General features: G+C 71.7%; 16 protein-coding genes. 5 read left to right on the top strand and 11 right to left on the bottom strand.

All coding sequences use genetic code 11. From position 1 onward, the window contains the following. Positions 1–15 precede the first annotated feature (15 nt). From ACFYWS_RS32515 to ACFYWS_RS32495, 5 genes are all read right to left on the bottom strand, one after another. Positions 16–813 (bottom strand): type III pantothenate kinase, encoded by a 798-nt coding sequence (locus ACFYWS_RS32515; RefSeq protein ID WP_389282409.1) that lies wholly within the window; start codon positions 811–813, stop codon positions 16–18. Then, positions 813–1,814, bottom strand: coding sequence for a carboxylating nicotinate-nucleotide diphosphorylase (gene nadC, locus ACFYWS_RS32510; RefSeq protein WP_389282408.1), 1,002 nt, complete (start codon positions 1,812–1,814; stop codon positions 813–815). Before nadC ends, ACFYWS_RS32515 begins: the two co-directional genes overlap by 1 nt. Then, on the bottom strand, positions 1,811–3,526 hold the full coding sequence (locus ACFYWS_RS32505; RefSeq protein ID WP_389282406.1) for an L-aspartate oxidase: 1,716 nt from the start codon (positions 3,524–3,526) through the stop codon (positions 1,811–1,813). Before ACFYWS_RS32505 ends, nadC begins: the two co-directional genes overlap by 4 nt. Continuing rightward, on the bottom strand, positions 3,523–4,482 hold the full coding sequence (panC, locus tag ACFYWS_RS32500; protein ID WP_389282405.1) for a pantoate--beta-alanine ligase: 960 nt from the start codon (positions 4,480–4,482) through the stop codon (positions 3,523–3,525). The genes ACFYWS_RS32505 and panC overlap by 4 nt, the downstream gene beginning before the upstream one ends. Positions 4,483–4,577: 95 nt before the next feature. After that, a complete protein-coding gene (locus ACFYWS_RS32495; RefSeq protein WP_389282404.1) occupies positions 4,578–5,477 on the bottom strand; it encodes a Rossmann-like and DUF2520 domain-containing protein in 900 nt (299 codons plus the stop codon). Positions 5,478–5,647: 170 nt separating this feature from the next. On the opposite strand from ACFYWS_RS32495, the gene ACFYWS_RS32490 reads away from it, so the two are divergent. Further along, positions 5,648–6,811 (top strand): threonine aldolase family protein, encoded by a 1,164-nt coding sequence (locus ACFYWS_RS32490; protein WP_389282402.1) that lies wholly within the window; start codon positions 5,648–5,650, stop codon positions 6,809–6,811. 21 nt (positions 6,812–6,832) lie between these two features. Here the strand turns inward: ACFYWS_RS32490 and ACFYWS_RS32485 are convergent, their stop codons facing one another. After that, positions 6,833–7,102, bottom strand: a complete 270-nt coding sequence (locus ACFYWS_RS32485) for a hypothetical protein (RefSeq protein WP_389282400.1) — start codon at positions 7,100–7,102, stop codon at positions 6,833–6,835. 144 nt (positions 7,103–7,246) lie between these two features. Between ACFYWS_RS32485 and ACFYWS_RS32480 the strand changes: the two genes are divergently transcribed. After that, on the top strand, positions 7,247–8,353 hold the full coding sequence (locus ACFYWS_RS32480; protein WP_389282399.1) for a DUF5937 family protein: 1,107 nt from the start codon (positions 7,247–7,249) through the stop codon (positions 8,351–8,353). Between the two features lie 16 nt (positions 8,354–8,369). Here the strand turns inward: ACFYWS_RS32480 and ACFYWS_RS32475 are convergent, their stop codons facing one another. Together ACFYWS_RS32475 and ACFYWS_RS32470 are read right to left on the bottom strand one after the other, a co-directional pair. Then, positions 8,370–9,044 (bottom strand): response regulator, encoded by a 675-nt coding sequence (locus tag ACFYWS_RS32475; RefSeq protein ID WP_389282397.1) that lies wholly within the window; start codon positions 9,042–9,044, stop codon positions 8,370–8,372. A 62-nt stretch (positions 9,045–9,106) separates the two neighbouring features. Next, the gene (locus ACFYWS_RS32470; protein WP_389282395.1) at positions 9,107–10,309 is read right to left on the bottom strand and encodes a sensor histidine kinase; all 1,203 of its coding nucleotides are present in this window, start codon (positions 10,307–10,309) and stop codon (positions 9,107–9,109) included. 126 nt (positions 10,310–10,435) lie between these two features. On the opposite strand from ACFYWS_RS32470, the gene ACFYWS_RS32465 reads away from it, so the two are divergent. Next, on the top strand, positions 10,436–11,461 hold the full coding sequence (locus tag ACFYWS_RS32465; protein WP_389282393.1) for an SAM-dependent methyltransferase: 1,026 nt from the start codon (positions 10,436–10,438) through the stop codon (positions 11,459–11,461). Here the strand turns inward: ACFYWS_RS32465 and ACFYWS_RS32460 are convergent. After that, the gene (locus ACFYWS_RS32460) at positions 11,426–12,610 is read right to left on the bottom strand and encodes an NADH-quinone oxidoreductase subunit D (RefSeq protein WP_389282391.1); all 1,185 of its coding nucleotides are present in this window, start codon (positions 12,608–12,610) and stop codon (positions 11,426–11,428) included. The two genes, ACFYWS_RS32465 and ACFYWS_RS32460, sit on opposite strands and share 36 nt — an antisense overlap. Between ACFYWS_RS32460 and ACFYWS_RS32455 the strand changes: the two genes are divergently transcribed. Then, complete coding sequence (locus ACFYWS_RS32455; RefSeq protein WP_389282389.1) at positions 12,609–13,124, top strand: PH domain-containing protein; 516 nt, start codon at positions 12,609–12,611, stop codon at positions 13,122–13,124. The two genes, ACFYWS_RS32460 and ACFYWS_RS32455, sit on opposite strands and share 2 nt — an antisense overlap. Then, positions 13,121–14,485, top strand: coding sequence for a PH domain-containing protein (locus tag ACFYWS_RS32450; protein WP_389282388.1), 1,365 nt, complete (start codon positions 13,121–13,123; stop codon positions 14,483–14,485). The genes ACFYWS_RS32455 and ACFYWS_RS32450 overlap by 4 nt, the downstream gene beginning before the upstream one ends. On the opposite strand, the gene ACFYWS_RS32445 is transcribed toward ACFYWS_RS32450, so the two are convergent. Both ACFYWS_RS32445 and ACFYWS_RS32440 read right to left on the bottom strand, forming a co-directional pair. Continuing rightward, positions 14,476–15,435 (bottom strand): hypothetical protein, encoded by a 960-nt coding sequence (locus ACFYWS_RS32445; protein ID WP_389282386.1) that lies wholly within the window; start codon positions 15,433–15,435, stop codon positions 14,476–14,478. The genes ACFYWS_RS32450 and ACFYWS_RS32445 overlap by 10 nt on opposite strands. Positions 15,436–15,557: 122 nt before the next feature. Further along, positions 15,558–16,526, bottom strand: coding sequence for an ABC transporter substrate-binding protein (locus ACFYWS_RS32440; protein ID WP_389282384.1), 969 nt, complete (start codon positions 16,524–16,526; stop codon positions 15,558–15,560). Positions 16,527–16,559: the final 33 nt, after the last annotated feature.

Raw genomic sequence — 16,559 nt, 5'->3', positions numbered from 1 at the left:
GCCCCGAAGATGTCCTCAGAGCCGCGAAACGTTCCGCTCGTACACAAGACGCAGCCCGATCAGCGTCAGCCACGGCTCGTGCTCGTCGATCACTGTGGCCTCGCCGAGGACCATCGGCGCGAGCCCGCCCGTCGCGATGACGGTGACGTCGTCCGGGTCGTCCGCGAGCTCCTTCGCCATCCGGTTCACGACCCCGTCGACCTGGCCCGCGAAGCCGTACACGATGCCCGCCTGCATCGCCTCGACGGTGTTCTTGCCGATGACGCTGCGCGGCCTGGCCAGCTCGATCTTGCGCAGCTGGGCGCCGCGCATGCCGAGCGCCTCGACGGAGATCTCGATGCCGGGCGCGATCACGCCGCCCGCGTACTCGCCGCGCGCGGACACCGCGTCGAAGGTCGTCGCCGTGCCGAAGTCCACGACGATCGCGGGGCCGCCGTACATCTCGACGGCCGCGACCGCGTTGATGATGCGGTCCGCGCCGACCTCCTTGGGGTTGTCCATGAGGATCGGCACACCAGTCTTGATGCCTGGCTCGACCAGGACGGCGGGTACGTCGCCGTAGTAGCGGCGGGTGACCTCGCGCAGCTCGTGCAGGACCGAGGGGACGGTCGAGCAGATGGCGATGCCGTCGATGCCGTCGCCCAGTTCGTCGCCGAGCAGCGGGTGCATGCCCATCAGACCCTTGAGCAGGACGGCGAGTTCGTCGGCGGTTCTGCGCGCTTCCGTAGAGATGCGCCAGTGCTCGATGATCTCCTCGCCGTCGAACAGGCCGAGGACGGTGTGGGTGTTGCCCACGTCGATGGTGAGCAGCATCAGGCGTCCGCCTCGCACAGGTCGAGCCCGATGTCGAGGATCGGCGAGGAGTGGGTGAGTGCTCCTACGGCGAGGTAGTCGACGCCCGTCTTCGCATACGTAGCGGCGTTTTCCAGCGTGAGGCGGCCGGAGGACTCCAGGAGCGCGCGACCGTCGGTGAGGGCCACGGCCTCCTCCGTCTCGCCCGGCGTGAAGTTGTCCAGGAGGATCAGGTCGGCGCCCGCGTCGAGGACCTCGCGCAGTTGGTGCAGGGTGTCGACCTCGACCTCGATCGGCAGGCCGGGGAAGCGCTCACGTACGGCCTGGAAGGCCTGGGCCACACCGCCGGCCGCGACCACGTGGTTGTCCTTGACCAGGGCCGCGTCCGACAGGGACATGCGGTGGTTGACGCCGCCGCCCATGCGGACCGCGTACTTCTCCAGGGAGCGAAGGCCGGGGGTCGTCTTGCGGGTGTCGCGGACCTTCGTCTTCGTACCGTCCAGAACGTCCGCCCACGCGCGCGTGGCCGTCGCGATGCCGGAGAGGCGGCACATGATGTTGAGCGCGGTGCGCTCGGCGGTGAGCAGGTCGCGGGTGCGGGTGGTGACGGAGAGCAGCTTCTGGCCCGCCTCGACCCGGTCGCCGTCCTCCGCGTGCCGCTCGACCTCGAACTCGTCCGTGGCCACTACGGAGACGACCGCCTCAGCGACGCGCAGGCCCGCCACGACGCCCGCCTCGCGGGCCGTGAAGTCGGCAGTGGCGACGGCCTCTTCGGGGATCGTGGCGACGGTCGTGACGTCCACGCCGCCGTCCAGGTCCTCGGTGATCGCCATGTGGGCGATGTCCTCGATCTCGACCGGGTGCAGGCCCGCGTCGAGCAGCAGCTGGGCGAGCGACGGGTCGAGGCCGCACTCCATGACGTCGGCGGCGGTCTCGTCGCTGCCCTGCGCGCAGCCGCAGCTGTCGCCGCAGCCGCCGCTGTCGGCGAGGGGGAGGTCGGGGGTGGCGCTCACGTCGGTCACTGCTCCTGAGGGTTCTCTGCCGTTGCCGGGAAGTCTGCTGTGGGTGTGGTGTACGTGGCCAGAGTCCTGTCCGGATTCAGGCGTACGACGATGTGGCGGCGCCACGTGGCATCGTCGCGGTCCGGGTGGTCCTCGCGCCAGTGGCAGCCGCGGGTCTCCTCGCGGCGGCGGGCGGCGGCGACCAGGACGCGGGCCACGCACAGGAGGTTGGTGGCCTCCCAGGTGTCGACCCCCGGCTCGGCCGTCTTGCCGTTCTCCGTGAGGGAGTTGACCGCTTCGGCGTGGATGCGGCCGAGCTGGGCGGCGGCCTCGGCGAGGGAGTCGGCGGAGCGCAGGACGCCCGCGCCCGCCGTCATTACGCGCTGGATGGCGAAGCGTGCCTCCGGGGGGAGCAGCGGGTGCGTCGGGGTCCGCGGGTGCTCCACTGGCACGGGCACGCGCGCGTGGAGGCCGTTCGCCGCGTGCTGCCGCTCGATGTCGTCCGCGATGCGCTCCGCGTAGACGAGGCCTTCCAGAAGGGAGTTGGAGGCCAGCCGGTTCGCCCCGTGGACGCCCGTGCAGGCGGTCTCCCCGCACGCGTACAGGCCGGGCACCGTGGTGCGGCCGGAGAGGTCGGTGCGGATGCCTCCGGAGGCATAGTGCGCGGCGGGGGCGACCGGGACGGGCTCGGTGACCGGGTCGATCCCGTGGGCGCGGCAGGCCGCGAGGATCGTGGGGAACCGGTGCTCCCACATGTCGGCGCCGAAGTGCCGCGCGTCCAGGTACATGTGCTCGGCGCCCTGCTCCTGCATGCGGCGCGTGATGCCCTTGGCGACGATGTCGCGGGGCGCCAGTTCGGCGAGTTCGTGCTGCCCCACCATGAAGCGCACGCCGTCGGCGTCCACCAGGTGCGCGCCTTCGCCGCGTACGGCTTCGGAGACGAGCGGCTGCTGGCCCTCGGCGTCCGCGCCCAGGAACAGCACGGTCGGGTGGAACTGGACGAATTCCAGGTCGCTGACCTCGGCGCCCGCGCGCAGGGCGAGGGCCACGCCGTCGCCCGTGGACACGTGCGGGTTCGTGGTCGCCGAGAAGACCTGGCCCATGCCGCCGGTCGCGAGGACGACGGCGGGGGCCAGGACCGCGCCGACGCCGTCGTGCTGGCCCTCCCCCATGACGTGCAGGGAGACGCCGGCCGTACGGCCCTCGGTGTCCGTCAACAGATCGAGGACCAGGGCGTTCTCGACGGTTTCCACTCCACGCGCACGTACGGCTTCCACCAGTGCGCGGGAGATCTCCGCTCCGGTCGCGTCGCCGCCCGCGTGCGCGATGCGGCGACGGTGGTGGCCGCCCTCGCGGGCCAGCTGGAGGTCGCCCTCGGCGGACTCGTCGAAGTGCGCGCCGGTCTCGATCAGCCGGCGGACGGCGTCGGGGCCCTCGGTGACGAGGACGCGCACGGCCTCCTCGTCGCACAGTCCCGCGCCCGCGACCAGGGTGTCGTCCAGATGCTGCTCGGGGGTGTCGCCCTCGCCGAGCGCCGCCGCGACACCGCCCTGCGCCCAGCGCGTGGAGCCGTCGTCGAGGCGGGCCTTGGTGACGACGACCGTGCGCAGGCCCGCGGCCTGGCAGCGCAGCGCCGCGGTCAGGCCCGCGACTCCGGAGCCGACGACCACGACGTCGGCCGCGACGGACCAGCCGGGGGTGGGGGCGTGCAACCGAATGCCGGTGTTGCTCACGAGTGGCCTCCGAAGGTCAGCGGCAGGTTGTCGATGAGGCGGGTGGCGCCCACGCGCGCGGCGACCGCGAGCACGGCCTCGCCCTCGAAACCGTCGGTCACGTCGGTGAAGTCGCGCGGGTCGACCAGGGCTACGTAGTCGAGCTTGATCGGCGGCTGGAGGCGCTTGGCCTCGTCGAGGATCTGGCGGGCCGCCGCGAGGACGGTCGAGGGGCAGCCCGGGGACGCCGTGGCGACGGCGTGTGCGTCGGCGGCGGCCCTGGCCTCGCCGATCCTGCCGAGCGCCTTGGCCCGCGCGCGCGAGGTGGGGCTCTCGGCGGCACGCGCGCGCAGGGCCTCCTGCGCCGCATGCCGGTCGCGGCCCGTGAACAGGGCATCGGAGAGGGCCAGCGCGGTGCGGCGCTCGGCCGGCGACAGGTAGCGGTTGCGGGAGGAGAGCGCGAGCCCGTCGTCCTCGCGGACCGTGGGCACGGCGACGATCTCCACGTCGAAGTTCAGATCCCGCACCATGCGGCGCACCAGGGCGAGTTGCTGCGCGTCCTTCTGGCCGAAGAGGGCCACGTCCGCGCGCGTGAGGTGCAGCAGCTTGGCGACCACGGTGAGCATGCCGTCGAAGTGGCCGGGGCGTGAGGCGCCTTCGAGCCGCTCCCCCATGGGGCCCGCCGTGATGCGGACCTCGGGCTGCCCGCCCGGGTAGACCTCGTCGACGGACGGCGCGAACACGGCGTCCGCGCCCGCCTGTTCGGCGATCTTGACGTCCGCTTCCAGCGTGCGCGGATAGCGGTCGAGGTCCTCCCCCGCACCGAACTGGAGCGGGTTCACGAACACGGTGACGACCACTTCGCCGTCCGCTCCCGCGCGGGCCCTCGCCGCGCGGATCAAGGTCGCGTGGCCCTCGTGCAGGGCGCCCATCGTCATGACGACGACGCGGCGGCCGGTACGCGTGCGTGCCCGCATGTCCGCGCCCTTGTGGACGAGCCGCGTAGGCGACGTCTTCGAAGAGCTCGCTTTTGACGTCTCCGTAGAGCTCGCTTCTATGGAGTCCGTGGGGCTCATCGGGTCTCCTCCGCGCCGGTCGCGAGGACACCCAGCAGGTCCTCGGCGAGCTCCGGCTTCAGCAGACCGCGATCGAGCGCGCGGTCGGCGGTCGCGCGGGCCATCGCGAGATAGCCGGCGACGGTCTGCGGCGCGTGCTCGCGCAGCTCCGCGATGTGGGCGGCGACGGTGCCCGCGTCGCCGCGCGCCACCGGGCCCGTGAGGGCCGCGTCGCCGGACCTGAGCGCGTTGTCGAGCGCCGCGCCGAGCAGCGGGCCCAGCATCCGGTCGGGGGCGGCCACGCCCGCCTCGCGGAGCAGTTCCATGGACTGTGCGACCAGGGTGACCAGGTGGTTGGCGCCGAGCGCGAGGGCCGCGTGGTAGAGCGCGCGGTTCTCCTCGGCGATCCACTCGGGTTCGCCGCCCATCTCGATGACCAGGGCCTCCGCGGCCAGCCGCAGTTCCTCGGGCGCGGTGACACCGAACGAGCAGCCCGCGAGCCGCTGGACGTCGACGGCGGTGCCGGTGAACGTCATCGCGGGGTGCAGCGCGAGCGGCAGGCCGCCCGCGCGCAGCGCCGGTTCGAGGACCTTCGCGCCGTACCGCCCCGAGGTGTGCACGAGGAGCTGTCCCGGCCGTACGGCGCCGGTCTCGGCGAACCCCTCGACCAGGCCCGGCAGGACGTCGTCGGGGACGGTGAGGAGCACCAGGTCGGCCTGCGCGAGGACCTCGGCGGGCGGCACCAGGGGCACGTCGGGCAGCAGCGTCGCGGCCCGTCGCACGGAGGCGTCGGAGACTCCGGAGACGGCTACGGGGCGGTGCCCTGCCAGTTGCAGGGACGCGGCGAGCGCGGGACCGACACGGCCCGCGCCGACGACGCCTACGGTGAGGCGGGCGGGGCGGTCCTTGGGATCCATGGGTTCGGGTCGCGGGTTCGGAGGGGGTGTTGTCACGAGGCGATGGCCTTCCGTTCCAGTCCGCTCGGGGTACCGGACGATTTCTCGTCATGTTAACGCTATCTGTGGGTGCGGGTCCCAGCTGTCCACAGGCTGTGGGCAAGCGCACGCGGGTGCGCCATGATCGACGAATGGACGGAACCGCCGAGAACACTGCCACCTCCGAGAAGACGCAGGCCGACCGGCTGATCGCGGCATTGCGGGGTGCGCGGCGCACGCTGGGCCGCAGGCCGAACGAGGCCACGCTGGGCGAGCGGTGGGAGAGCCTGTACGGCGCCGCGGCGGCGGTGGCCGACCTGTCGGGCGACGTCGACATCTACGGGGACGGCGTCGTGGCCGACCTGGAGACGAAGGTCGCCGCGCTGCTCGGCAAGGAGGACGCCGCGTTCTTCCCCACCGGCACCATGGCCCAGCAGGTCGCGCTGCGCTGCTGGGCGGGCCGCACCGGCAACTCCACGGTGGCCCTGCACCCGCTGGCACACCCGGAGGTCCACGAGCGGGAGGCGCTGACCACGGTGGCGGGGCTGCGCACCGTGCACCCCACGAGCGCGGCGCGGCAGATCGACGCCGAGGACGTGCACGACCTGGACGAGCCGTTCGGCACGCTGATGCTCGAACTGCCGCTCAGGGACGCCGGGTTCGTACTGCCCACCTGGGAGGAGCTGGAGGAGGCCTGCGAGGCGGCACGCGCGCGTGACGCCGTGATCCACTTCGACGGGGCCCGGCTGTGGGAGACCACGGCGCACTTCGGGCGCCCGCTGGACGAGATCGCGGAGCTCGCGGACAGCGTCTACGTGTCGTTCTACAAGTCGCTCGGCGGCCTCAGCGGCGCGGTGCTCGCGGGCCCGCGGTCGTTCGTCGGCGAGGCCAGGGCATGGCGGCACCGCTACGGCGGCCAGGTCTTCCAGCAGTTCCCGCAGGCGATCGCGGCGCTGGTGGGGCTTGAGCGGGAGTTGCCGCGGCTTCCCGATTACGTGGCGCACGCGCGCGTGGTCGCGCAGGCGCTGCGGGAGGGTTTCGCCAAGGCCGGTGTCGCCGGGGCGCGGGTGTTCCCCGAGGTGCCGCACACGCACCAGTTCCGGGTCTGGCTTCCCTACGACGCCGAGGCGCTCACGGAGGCCGGGATCACGCAGGCGCAGGAGACGCGGACGGCGCTGTTCGGGACCTGGCGGGCCGAGGGCGCGGTGCCGGGACTCGCGACAACGGAGGTCACGGTCGCCGCGGCGGGGCTGGAGTGGAGCCCGGACGACGTCCGCGCGGCCGTCGCGGACTTCGTGGGGCGGCTCCCCTCGTAGGCCGCTCATGGGCCATGGGGGTCAGCAACCGGCGGGATGGCCGCGGCGCCCCGACAACCGGCGTCCTGCGAGCCGGCGGGCCAGGGCCGCCCGGATCCGGCCGCGGGCCGGGCGGCCGGCCACGACCGCCTTGAACCGGCGGTAGTCGCGCAGCTCCCGGAAGGCGGCGACCTCGTACAGGCCCGGCGCCGGCGGGGCTGCTTCGCCGCGCTGAGCGGCCCGGTAGAGGTCGATGGCGTACTGCTGGGTGACGCTCATGTCGAACACCTCGCCCTTCATCTCAATTGTCATGCTGCGCCCCAGAAACATCCTGTTTGCTGCTGTTCGGGGCCGATGAGTACGAGATTGCGCCCGGCGCCACCGCTCGGTCACGTCGATTGACGGGAGCCGTCAATCGACGACCCGACTGTCAGTGGCGGCGTGCACCATGGGGTCATGAGCGTGAGCATCGACATCACGGGCCTGGCGCCCGAGCGCATCGACGTCGTGCCCTCGCCCCTGGCCGAGCTCGGCACGGCGCTGCACGCACTGTCCGAGCCCGCGCACCACCCGGGGCTGCAGGGCTGGACGACGAGTGTGTCCGCGCGCCTGGAACCGTGCCTCGCGGACCGGCTCTCCGAGGCGGACTTCCTGTGGCGGACGACGTTCTCGGACGTCTTCATGCCGTTCGCCGGCGTGCCGGGGCAGCGCACGCTGCCGGGTGCCACGCTCACCGAGGACCTCGACCTGCTCGACAAGTTGTCCGACGAGCAATTCGTGGACGCCGCCCTGGAGTTCACCTGCCAGCTGTCCTACGGGAGCCCGGGCCATGGCCGACTGTCGGACCCGCGCACCCGCGAGCGTGCCCTCGATCTCGCGGCGGCGCGCGGGGCGCACCAGGTGCGGTTCACCCAGCGTCTCCTGGACGATCCGCCGACCATGCGCGCCTGGTTCCGCGAGCTGATGGAGGACTGCGACGAGGCCTTCTTCGCGGACACATGGCCGCGCCTTCAGCACCAGTTGGCCGCGGACGCGCGGCACAAGAAGGAGCTGCTGCGCCACAAGGGCCTACGGGAAGCGCTCACGTCCGTGTCCGCGGCGGTCTCGGTGGACGAATCGGGGCGCACCATCTCCGTCGACAAGGTCGTGGAGGGTCGTACGGTGACGGCGCACGGCGGCCTGGTCCTGTTGCCGACGAGCCTCGGCTGGCCGCACCTGATGGTGCTGCACCGGCACGACTGGCAGCCGGTGATCCACTACCCCGTGGCCTCGCCCGGCCTCGCGTCACCGCCCTCCGTGGAGCAGCTGACCCGAAGGATGTCAGCCCTCGCCCACCCGATGCGGATACGGCTGTGCCGACACCTGGCCCGCGGCCCGTACACGACGGGCGAGCTGGCCGACGCGCACGGAATATCGGCGCCGGAGATATCCCGGCACCTGTCGGTCCTGAAGAAGGCCGGCCTGATCACGACGCGGCGGCACGGCCGCTATGTGCAGCACCAGCTGGACCTGAGCGCGGTCTCGCGCCTCGGCGGGGACTTCATCGAGGGAGTGCTCCGCTGACCGCCCGGACGGGACCTCAGGCCCCGGCGCCGCCCGCCCGGACGACCCCCGTCTCGTAGGCGAGGACGACGACCTGGACCCGGTCGCGCAGGTCGAGCTTGGTCAGGATGCGGCCGACATGGGTCTTCACCGTGGCCTCGGAGAGGACCAGGCGCGCGGCGATCTCGCCGTTGGAGTGCCCCTGGGCGACCAGGACCATGACCTCGCGCTCGCGCTCGGTCAGCCGCTCCAGCTGCTTGTGCTGCGGCTGGTCGGGACCGCTGGGCAGCATCGGCGCGAACCGGTCGAGCAGGCGCCGGGTCGTGGACGGGGCGACCACCGCGTCGCCGCTGTGCACCGAGCGGATCGCGGTGAGCAGTTCACCCGGCGGCACGTCCTTGAGCATGAAGCCGGAGGCCCCCGCCCTGAGCCCCGAGAACGCGTACTCGTCGAGGTCGAAGGTGGTCAGGATGAGGACCTTGGGCGGGTCGGTCTCGGCGCAGATCCGCCGAGTCGTCTCGACTCCGTCGAGCTTCGGCATGCGGACGTCCATGAGGACCACGTCCACGGAGGCGGAGCGCAGCACCTCCAGCGCCTCGACGCCGTCGCCCGCTTCGGCGACGACCTCCATGTCCGGCTGCGCGGCGAGCACCATCCGGAAGCCGGTGCGCAGCAGCACCTGGTCGTCGACGAGCATGACCCTGATCGGCATCGGGCGGTCCTCACTTGTACGTGTCGGTGGACTTGTACGTGTCGTAGGTGGACTTGTACGTGTCAATGGGCGGGCTTGAGAGGCAGCAGCGCGCTGATACGGAAACCACCGCCGGGACGCGGGCCCGCGTCCAGCGTGCCGCCGACCATACCCACGCGCTCACGCATCCCGATGAGGCCGTGGCCCCGGCCGTCCGCACCCCCGTCCTCGTACAGCTCGTGCGGGGCGCCCTTGCCGTCGTCCTCGACGAGCAGGCCGAGGCCGTCGTCGAAGTAGACGAGGCGGACGCTGGCGCCCACGTTGGGACCGCCGTGCTTACGGGCGTTGGTGAGGGCTTCCTGGACGATGCGGTACGCGGTCAGCTCGACGCCGCTGGGCAGCGGGCGCGGGGTGCCCTCCACCCTGAAGTCGACCGGGAGGCCCGCCGTGCGCACCTCGTCGACGAGTTCCTCTATCTGCTCGACGTCGGGCTGCGGAACGTACTCGCCGGCCTCCTCGTGCTCGCCGGTGCGCAGCACGCCGAGCAGCCTGCGCATCTCCGCGAGCGCCTGCCTGCCGGTGCCCGAGATGGTCTCCAGGGCCTTCTTGGCCTGGTCGGGTGCCTGGTCGAGGACGTACGCGGCGCCGTCGGCCTGCACCACCATCACCGACACGTTGTGCGCGACGACGTCGTGCAACTCGCGTGCGATGCGCGCCCGTTCGGCCGCCACCGCGACCTTCGACTGCGCCTCGCGCTCCTTCTCCAGGCGGTTGGCACGCTCCTCCAGCTGTGCCAGATACGCGCGTCTGGTGCGCAGCGAGTCGCCGAGCACCCAGGCGAGCGCGAACGGCACCATCTGGAAGACCGTGACGAGGATCTGGCCCGTGGTGCTGATCTGGCCGACGGTGGGCCAGCGGAGCTGGGAGAGCGGCGCCGCGAGCAGTCCGCCGATCAGGCCGAAGCGGGACGCCCAGCTCGGGCCGCTCACCGCGCAGGTGTAGATGATGACCAGCATCGCGAAGTCCGAGGGGTTGACCCTGGCGTCGAACACCAGCTGGCCGAGGCCCGTGGCCACCGCGAGCAGCAGCATCTTCTCCGGCATCCGGCGGCGCAGCGCGACCACCAGGGACATCAGGACGGCGCAGACGAACAGCGCCACCTCGTTCCCGTGCCGCGCACCGACGCCCCCGTTCGCTCCGACCACGGACATGCCGAGAAGGATCACGGCCCAGAAGCCGTCGACCCAGGTCGGGTGTCTGCGGATGAAGTCGTAGACGCGCTGCACGTAACCCAGAGTAGGGAAGCGTGCAGCGTGCAGGGGTCAACCGGAGGGTCGATCCGGACCCGGCGCGCGTACTCCTGAAGGTGGAGACCCCACGGCGCACGCGCCCGGCGCACTTAGCCTTCAGGTGTGGAGAACGGACGACATAGGGCACCGCGCGGATGGCTCGCGGCCACCGAGGAGGCGCTGTACGGGCCGGCCGGCTTCTACCGCGGCCCCGAGGGCCCCGCCGGGCATTTCCGCACGTCAGTGCATGCGTCGCCGCTGTTCGCCGGGGCCGTCGCCGAGCTGTTGTGCCGGGTGGACGCGGTTCTCGGCGAGCCCGCGGAGTTGGCGTTCGTCGACATGGCCGCGGGGCGCGGCGAGCTGGTTTCGCGCGTCCTACAGGTGCTGCCGGAAAAAGTGGCGCTACGCGTGCGTGCCTACGCCGTGGAGAAGGCGGAACCTCCCGCAGGACTCGACCACCGGATCGAGTGGCGGGCCGAACCGCCCACCGGGGTCACCGGCCTCCTCTTCGCGAACGAGTGGCTCGACAACGTTCCGCTGGAGGTCGTCGAGGCGGACACGGACGGCACGGCCCGGCTGGTCCTCGTACGCGAGGACGGCATGGAGACCCTCGACGCGGCGCCCCTCGACGAGGCCTCGGCGGACTGGCTGCGGCAGTGGTGGCCGCTGCCGTCCGAGCCGGGCCTGCGCGCCGAGGTGGGGCGGCCCCGCGACGCGGCCTGGGCGGCGGCCGTACGGACCCTGGAGCGCGGCCTGGCGGTCGCGGTGGACTACGCGCACACGCGTGCCTCCCGGCCGCCCTTCGGCACGCTCACGGGCTTTCGCGAGGGCCGGGAGACGACACCCGTGCCCGACGGCTCCTGCGACATCACGGCGCACGTGGCGCTGGACGCGTGCGCGACCACTCCGGGAGCCCGTCTCCTCACGCAGCGCGCCGCTCTGGGCGCCCTGGGAGTGCGGGCCGGCCGGCCGCCACTGGCCCTCGCCTCGCAGGACCCGGCGGCGTACGTCCGGGCGCTCGCGGGTGCGGGAGAGGCGGCGGAGCTGACGGCGCGGGGCGGGCTCGGCGACTTCGGGTGGCTGGTCGAACCGGTGGATCTCCCCGTGGACGGCCTACTTGTCGATGTCCCCGACCACGAAGAACAGTGACCCGAGGATCGCCACCATGTCGGCGACGAGCGTCCCCGGAAGCAGCTCGGTCAGCGCCTGGATGTTGTTGTACGAGGCGGAGCGCAGCTTGAGCCGGTACGGCGTCTTCTCGCCCTTGGAGACGAGGTAGTAGCCGTTGATGCCGAGCGGGTTCTCCGTCCACGCGTACGTGTGGCCCTCGGGTGCCTTGAGGACCTTCGGGAGGCGCTGGTTGACCGGGCCCTGCGGGAGTTCCGCGATCCGGTCGAGGCAGGCGTCGGCGAGGTCGAGCGCGTTGTGCGCCTGCTCCAGGAGGCACTCGAACCGGGCCAGACAGTCGCCTTCTTGTCGCGTGACGACCTTCAGGGTGTCCTGCAGCTCTCCGTAGGCGAGGTACGGCTCGTCGCGCCTGAGGTCGAAGTCGACGCCGGAGGCGCGGGCGATCGGCCCGCTGACTCCGTAGGAGTGCGCGGCCTCGGCGGACAGCATGCCCACCCCGCGCGTGCGGCCCCGGAAGATCTCGTTGCCGAGGACGAGGTTGTCGTAGACGTCCATGCGGGAGCGCACGCTGGCGACGGCCGCACGCGCGCGGGAGGTCCAGCCGAGCGGCAGGTCCTCCTTGAGGCCGCCGACGCGGTTGAACATGTAGTGCATGCGCCCGCCGGAGACCTCCTCCATGATGTTCTGGAGTTCCTCGCGCTCACGGAAGGCGTGGAAGACGGGCGTGATTCCGCCCAGTTCGAGCGGGTACGAACCCAGGAACATCAGATGGTTGAGAACCCGGTTCAGCTCGGCGAGCAGCGTCCGCAGCCACACGGCGCGCTCCGGTACCTCCATGCCCAGCATCCGCTCGACGGCGAGCACGACGCCCAGCTCGTTCGAGAACGCGGACAGCCAGTCGTGGCGGTTGGCGAGCATCACGATCTGCCGGTAGTCGCGCGCTTCGAAGAGCTTCTCCGCTCCGCGGTGCATATAGCCGATGACCGGCTCCGCGTGCTGGATCCGCTCGCCGTCGAGCACGAGACGCAGGCGCAGCACACCATGGGTGGAAGGGTGCTGCGGACCGATGTTGAGCACCATGTCGGTGCTCTCCGCGGCACCACCGATGCCGACCGTGGCCTGAGTCGTGGGCGTCATGGACACAGTCTGTCGTACGTAGGGTGACCTCATGAAGACAGGGGCGGCAGGGGCGGCGGGTCCGGCGGGACCGGCGAGCACGACAGGGCCGGACTGGACCGGGCTACCTACCGGGTTGCTGAAACTGCGCCGCTTGCTGCTGCTCGTGTGGCTGGTGCCGCTGACGGTGGCACTCGGGGTGCTGCTCGCCATGTTCGTGGGCCCCGGCTGGACGGCGTTCGCCGTGCTCCCGCTCGCGCTCCTCGCCTGGGGCTGGGTGATGCTCGGCCGCAACTGGCGCTCGTGGCGGTACGCGGAGCGGGCCGACGACCTGCTGATCAGCCGCGGCGTCCTGTGGCACCAGGAGACGATCGTGCCGTACGGGCGTATGCAGCTCGTCGAGGTGACATCCGGCCCGCTGGAGCGGAAGTTCGGCCTGGCCAGCCTGCAGCTGCACACCGCCGCCGCGGCCACCGACGCGACGATCCCCGGCCTCGTGCCCGCGGAGGCCGAGCGCCTGCGCGACCGGCTCACCGAACTCGGCGAGGCCCGATCGGCGGGCCTGTGACGGCCTCCCGCGCCCCCGAGGGCGTCCCGGTCCAGGAGGCCGCCGGGAACGTGCGAGAGCGGCGCCTGCACCCCGTCACGCCGCTGCGCCGCGCGTGGGCGCCCATCGCGATCCTGCTCGGCTGGGCCGTCCACGACATGGACCAGGCGCAGCGCCAGCTGTCCCACCTCAGCACCGCCATGCTGCTGATCGGCATCGGAGTGCTGGTGCCGGCGGCCGCCCTGTACGGATTCCTCACCTGGTGGTTCACGCACTTCGCGGTGACCGACACCGAACTGCGCATCCGTACCGGCCTGTTGTTCCGCCGCACCGCCCACATCCGGCTCGACCGCCTCCAGGCGGTGGATGTCACGCAGCCGCTTCTCGCCCGCTTCGTAGGCGTGGCAAAGCTGAAACTCGACGTAGTAGGAGCCGACAAGAAGGACGAGCTCGCCTTCCTGGGAGAGCGCGAAGCGGGGAAGCTGCGTGCCGAACTCCTCGCGCGGGCCGCCGGATTCGCGCCAGAGTCGGCGCAGGACGTCGGCGAGGCGCCGGCGAGGCCGATCCTGCACACGCCCCCGCGGATGCTCGCGGTGGCGCTGCTCCTGACGGGCACACCCTGGGCGATGCTGCTCGCCGCGGTCGCCGTCCCGACGCTCCTGTGGTTCGCCACCCACAACCTGTGGACAGTGATCGCGGTCGCGGTGCCGCTGGCCGGCGCGGCCTTCACCAACAGCGCGGGCCGGTTCATCAAGGAGTACGACTGGACGGTCGGCGAGTCCCAGGACGGGCTGCGCATCGACCACGGGCTGCTCGACCGGGTGCACGAGACGGTGCCGCCTGGGCGGGTGCAGACCGTACGGATCGTCGAGCCGCTGCTGTGGCGGCGCCGCGGCTGGGTCCGCGTCGAGCTGCACGTCGCCGGGTCGTCGAACACCGTGCTCGTCCCGGTGGCGCCGCGCGAGCACGCCGAGGACGTCGTCGCGCGGATCCTGCCGGGAGTCTCGGTACCGAAGCCGGGCGACTTCGCGGGGGCGGAGCGGCGCGGGCGCTGGTGCGTGCCGGTGTGGTGGCGGAGCTACGGGGTGGCGGTCACGGAAACGGTGTTCGCCGCGCGCCACGGACTGCTGCAGCGCCGTCTCTCGCTCGTCCCGCACGCCAAGGTGCAGAGCGTGCGCGTCACTCAGGGGCCCTGGGAGCGCTACTGGCGCGTCGCCGATCTGCACCTCGACACGGGCGCCAACAAGACGGTGACGGCCCGCCTCAGGGACGTGGACGAGGCGTCCGACCTCCTGCGGGCGCAGGCGGACCGCTCCCGCACGGGGCGGCGGGACGCGCGGCCCGACCGGTGGATGGCGTCACCCCCAGAGCGTCACGCCTGAAGCGCCGACCTCAGCTCGCCCATGTCGATCTGCTCCGTCTCGTCGTGCGCGGTGAGGTCGATGACCTGCTGCTCGCGCTCGGCGTTTGCGGTGTCGTCAACGTCTTCTGAGGCCTCGGGGACCTCGGGGGCCTCGGTCTGGTCGGCGCCATCGCTGGCTTCGGTCTCCGCCGCGACCTCCGCCGCCAGCTCCTCGCCCACGACATCCGCCAGGTCTTCCCCGTCCTGCGGGGCGCTCCCCGAGCCGAAGAAGTCGAAACCGCCCTGGGGGACCTTCCGCGCGGGTGCCGCGGGTACGACCATCGCGGCGGCAGGCACGGTGAAGTGACCGGCCGCCGCCTCGGACTTCCCCCGGGAATCGGCCTCCTCCGCCACGGGCGCCGACGGTTCGGGCCGCGCGAGACGCTTGAGCGCGACATTGGCCCGCCGGTACATCTCCGGGGTCGGCCTGCCCGGCACGGCCGGGGGAACGGGCGGCAGCGCCCTCGCCGGGGCGGCGGCCTCTATCGCGAGCCGACGCCGGCCTTCGAGCGCGCTGGCCCGCTCCGTCTCCGCGTTCGCATACCGCCGCAGCAGCGCCGCGTGCTCGCCCCGCAGCGCGGCGAGCTCGGCACGCTTCGCCCGCAGCTTGCCCTCCAGGCGGGTGCGCAGCTCACGCGACTCGTCGAGGTCGCCCTCCAGCTCCGCCACGGCCTCCTCGTGCCGCCACCGCTCGCTCGCGGCGCCACGCGTCAGCTCGGCGACACGCTTGCCGGCGAACCTGTCCCAGCGGCGCATCACCACGGCGCCGACCACCGCCGCCGCGGCGGCCGCCGCGGCGACGCCCCGCAGTACGAGCGGATCCTCGGACAGCCAGGCGGCCCCCGCGCAGACGAGAGGCACGCCGGCGATCACCGTCGGAGGCAGGAGGCGGTGCAGGGGCGGAGAATGGCGGTGGCGTCCACGTGGCATGGCCAGAAACTTACCGCGCGTAGGCAAATCGCGAAGCCCCGCCCGGCAATATTCGGACACACCTGTCACAGAAACCACCTAACCCCCGTACGGGGAAGGTCACTTACCGCCACCGCTCAAGATCATTTAGCGATGAGGTCCTTGGACTGCAGATACTCCTTCGCGACATCGCCTTCCTTCTGCCGCTCGGCGTCGACCTTCCGGTTCAGCTCGACGAGATCATCGGTCGTGAGCGCCTTCGTCAACTTCCCGAGGGCATCGGCAATCTTCTTGTCGCCCGCATCCTTGGCGTTCACAACCGGAACGATGTTGTCCGCGTTCTGCAGCTTCTTGTCGTCCTCCAGAAGAACAAGCCCGAAGTTCTCCAGCGTCGCGTCGGTCGTGGTCGTCAGGACCAGCTGGTCCGTGCCGTTCTTCACCGCCTGCTTCGACTGCGTGGTGCCGACGCCCTTGGGGTCGATTCCCGTGACATCGATACCGTAGGACTTCTTGAGTCCCGGCGCGCAGAACGGCCGGGTCTCGCATTCGTCACCGGCCGCGATCTTCACCTTCTGGCCCGACTTGCCAAGATCCGAAAGGGTCTTCAACTTGTGCTTGTCGGCGAAGTCCTCGCTCACCGCGAACGCGTTCTGATCGACGGCCTCTCCCGCGTCCAGAACCTTCAGACCCTGCGGCTCGGCCAGCTTGCGCAGAGCGGTCACCGTGGCATCGACATCACTCGACGCGACCGGCTTCGCCTTGGACCCGTTCTTCTTCAGATTGAGAAATTCGGCGAGCGTCGCCGCGTATTCGGGCACCACGTCGATGGCGCCCTTGGCGAGCTGCGGTTCGTAGATCTCGCGGTTCTCCACCGTCTTGACCGACGCGTCGTACCCGGCGTCGGCCAATATCTGCCGGTACAGCTCACCGAGCACCTTGGCCTCGGTGAAACGCGCGGCGCCGATGACGACCTTGCCCTTGCCGCCGCCACCCGACCCGCCCGCATCGTCCTTGTCCTCGAGGCTGTCACCACCACCGCACGCGGTGAGCCCCGCGGTCAGCGCACCCACGGTCACGGCCGCCAGGGCCACTCGACGCGTTCTGCTGTTCATCGCTCTCCTCGTCGCACTACCGGAACTGACAAC

Origin of the sequence: Streptomyces sp. NPDC002795 (assembly GCF_042888725.1) — a bacterium.
Taxonomy (GTDB): Bacteria; Actinomycetota; Actinomycetes; order Streptomycetales; family Streptomycetaceae; genus Streptomyces.
Note: the sequence above shows the minus strand (reverse complement) of the source record. Positions and strands in the feature narration are given on the sequence as shown.

Bases quoted from the DNA above. Each gene is read 5' to 3' on its own strand.
- panC (WP_389282405.1), bottom strand. From the start codon at position 4,482: ATGCGGGCACGCACGCGTACCGGCCGCCGCGTCGTCGTCATGACGATG.
- ACFYWS_RS32440 (WP_389282384.1), bottom strand. From the start codon at position 16,526: ATGAACAGCAGAACGCGTCGAGTGGCCCTGGCGGCCGTGACCGTGGGT.
- ACFYWS_RS32485 (WP_389282400.1), bottom strand. From the start codon at position 7,102: ATGACAATTGAGATGAAGGGCGAGGTGTTCGACATGAGCGTCACCCAG.
- ACFYWS_RS32455 (WP_389282389.1), top strand. From the start codon at position 12,609: ATGAAGACAGGGGCGGCAGGGGCGGCGGGTCCGGCGGGACCGGCGAGC.
- ACFYWS_RS32460 (WP_389282391.1), bottom strand. From the start codon at position 12,610: ATGAGGTCACCCTACGTACGACAGACTGTGTCCATGACGCCCACGACT.
- ACFYWS_RS32515 (WP_389282409.1), bottom strand. From the start codon at position 813: ATGCTGCTCACCATCGACGTGGGCAACACCCACACCGTCCTCGGCCTG.
- ACFYWS_RS32475 (WP_389282397.1), bottom strand. From the start codon at position 9,044: ATGCCGATCAGGGTCATGCTCGTCGACGACCAGGTGCTGCTGCGCACC.
- ACFYWS_RS32495 (WP_389282404.1), bottom strand. From the start codon at position 5,477: ATGGATCCCAAGGACCGCCCCGCCCGCCTCACCGTAGGCGTCGTCGGC.
- ACFYWS_RS32490 (WP_389282402.1), top strand. From the start codon at position 5,648: ATGGACGGAACCGCCGAGAACACTGCCACCTCCGAGAAGACGCAGGCC.
- ACFYWS_RS32445 (WP_389282386.1), bottom strand. From the start codon at position 15,435: ATGCCACGTGGACGCCACCGCCATTCTCCGCCCCTGCACCGCCTCCTG.
- ACFYWS_RS32480 (WP_389282399.1), top strand. From the start codon at position 7,247: ATGAGCGTGAGCATCGACATCACGGGCCTGGCGCCCGAGCGCATCGAC.